Annotated in this window: 3 protein-coding genes; 2 read left to right on the forward strand and 1 reads right to left on the reverse strand. The window is 31.4% G+C overall.

Annotated elements, in window-relative coordinates:
- The first annotated feature begins 91 nt into the window (after positions 1–91).
- Positions 92–436, forward strand: a complete 345-nt coding sequence (locus tag ACTG3S_RS05470) for a hypothetical protein (protein ID WP_439128358.1) — start codon at positions 92–94, stop codon at positions 434–436.
- On the opposite strand, the gene ACTG3S_RS05475 is transcribed toward ACTG3S_RS05470, so the two are convergent.
- A complete protein-coding gene (locus ACTG3S_RS05475) occupies positions 424–1,479 on the reverse strand; it encodes an isoaspartyl peptidase/L-asparaginase family protein (protein ID WP_439128359.1) in 1,056 nt (351 codons plus the stop codon). The genes ACTG3S_RS05470 and ACTG3S_RS05475 overlap by 13 nt on opposite strands.
- Positions 1,480–1,590: 111 nt before the next feature.
- Between ACTG3S_RS05475 and ACTG3S_RS05480 the strand changes: the two genes are divergently transcribed.
- The coding region (locus ACTG3S_RS05480; protein WP_439128360.1) for an aldehyde dehydrogenase family protein at positions 1,591–2,623 on the forward strand (1,033 nt) is incomplete at its 3' end.

The following is a 2,623-nucleotide window of genomic DNA, read 5'->3' on the forward strand; positions in this document are numbered from 1 at the left end:
GTAAATTATCAATTTTAGTAAAAAATTATTAACTTGGCCTTATTTTTGATAAGTTAAGTTATTGAAAATAATAATTAAAATTCCCCTAAAAATGAAACTTAAAGAAACAACATACCTTACATTAAGTGGTTTTAAAAAAATTTTTGAACTTCCAAAAAAACAAAAAGCACAGTGGATTATTTATCAAGATAATAAACCTAAATTTTTTGTTGATTGTTTTCAGTTAGAAATAGAATCTAATGCAATGATGAACAATTTGGTTTTATGCAACAAAACACCAATAGCAGCAGTTTTAGAACTTATAAATAAACGAAACAACATTAACTTATCTATACCTATTGTTTCAAGAATTGGTTTAAAAAAACAAATTGACTCTAAGTTTACTGAATTAGAATTACAACCCATTCCAGAAAATTGGCTAGCTTATTCTTTGTAAATTTTTACAACTAATTCATCTTTATCATTCATAGAAGCTCTGTACATACCAGCTGTATTAAACTCAAAAGACATGTTTCCATCCTTGTCTAAAGCCACTACACCGCCAGTTCCACCTAATTTGGTTAGCTTGTTTTGAATTACATCAGTAGTTGCTTCTTTTAGTGTTTTTTGTTGATATTCCATTTGTGCAGAAATATCATAAGCCACTTGGCTTCTAATAAAATATTCTCCCCAACCTGTAGATGAAACTCCACATGTTTTATTATTTGCATACGTTCCAGAACCAATAATAGGAGCATCACCTATTCTTCCCCATCTTTTGTTAGTCATGCCTCCTGTTGATGTTCCTGCAGCAATATTTCCATTTTTATCTAAAGCTACACAACCAACTGTTCCAAATTTACTGTCTTTTATAGTTTCATCATAAAAAACATCTTTAGCATTATAATTTTGTGCTGTTTTTTCTCTTTCTAATACGCGTTGTAAAGAATTAAATCTATTTTCGGTATAAAAATAACTAGGATCTACAATTTCTAATCCTTCTTCTTTTGCAAATAACGAAGCTCCTTCTCCAGAAAGCATTACATGTTCTGAATCTGTCATTACTTTTATCGCTAACTCAATAGGGCTTTTTACATCTTTAACTCCAGCAACAGCACCTGCATTTAAGGTTTTACCATCCATAAAAGAAGCATCTAATTCATTAGTTCCTGCATTGGTAAAAACTGCTCCCTTACCTGCATTAAATAATGGAGATTCTTCCATAACCTGAATGGTTTTTAACACTGCTTCTTGACTCGTTCCTCCATTTTTTAAAATGGTATGTCCAACTTTTATGGCTTCTGATAGTTTTGCTTTGTATGCAGCTTCTCTTTCATCGGTCATATTTTTCTTTAAAATTGTACCTGCTCCACCATGAATAATAATGGCAAAATCATTCACTTTTTTAGCTGTTATTGTTTCTTTAGCATCATTTTTGTTTTCTTTATTACATCCAAAAGAAATTAATAAAATTGAAGCAATGTAAAATAGTTTTTTCATATCTTTTGTTTAATATTAAACAGATGTTAATGTATTTGTTTAATTTATTAGTGTCTAAAATTATTCGTAAATTTGAAATTCTAAATTAAACAACAAAAACGACAAAACAAAATGAATAATTTTGGAATACATGAGGCCCTAAAACAATTAGGTGTAAAAGATATAAATAACGGAACTTCTACTGGTTCAAATAACTTTTCTAATGGAGAAGTTATCCAAAGTTTTTCTCCTGTTGATGGAAAATTAATAGGTAAAGTAAAATCTACTACGAAAGAAGATTACGAAAAAGTAATCAATACAGCTACAAAAGCATTTATTGGTTGGAGAGAGAAACCTGCTCCTCAAAGAGGAGAAATTGTACGTCAGTTTGGTAATAAATTAAGAGAATTAAAAGAGCCTTTAGGAAAGTTGGTTTCTTATGAAATGGGCAAATCTTTGCAAGAAGGTTATGGCGAAGTTCAAGAAATGATAGATATCTGCGATTTTGCAGTAGGTTTATCTCGTCAATTAAATGGGCAAACGATTCCTTCAGAAAGACCAGGTCATGTCATGAGAGAACAATGGCATCCCATAGGAGTTGTGGGTATTATTTCTGCATTTAATTTTCCTGTGGCTGTTTGGGCTTGGAACACTGCTTTGGCTTGGGTTTGTGGTGATGTTTGTGTTTGGAAAGCATCTGAAAAAACACCTTTGTGTGCTGTCGCTTGTCAAAATATTATTGCAACCATTTTAAAAGAAAATAATTTACCAGAAGGAATTTCAGCTATCATTACAGGAGATTATAAAGTAGGTGAAATGATGACTTCAGATACTAGAATTCCTTTAGTTTCTGCAACTGGTTCTACTAGAATGGGTAGAATTGTGGGTGCAAAAGTTGCCCAACGTTTTGGTAAATCTTTACTAGAATTAGGAGGAAATAATGCCATTATTATTACACCAACTGCCGATTTAAAAGTAGTAGTTCCTGGTGCTGTTTTTGGAGCTGTTGGTACTTGTGGACAAAGATGTACATCAACCAGAAGATTAATTATTCACGAATCTGTTTACGATAAAGTAAAAGATGCAATTGTAGGTGCTTACCAACAAATTAAAATTGGGAATCCTTTGGATGAAAACAATCATGTTGGACCTTTAATTGATAAAG

The sequence above is a fragment of the Polaribacter sp. genome (assembly GCF_965656025.1).
Taxonomy (GTDB): domain Bacteria; phylum Bacteroidota; class Bacteroidia; order Flavobacteriales; family Flavobacteriaceae; genus Polaribacter.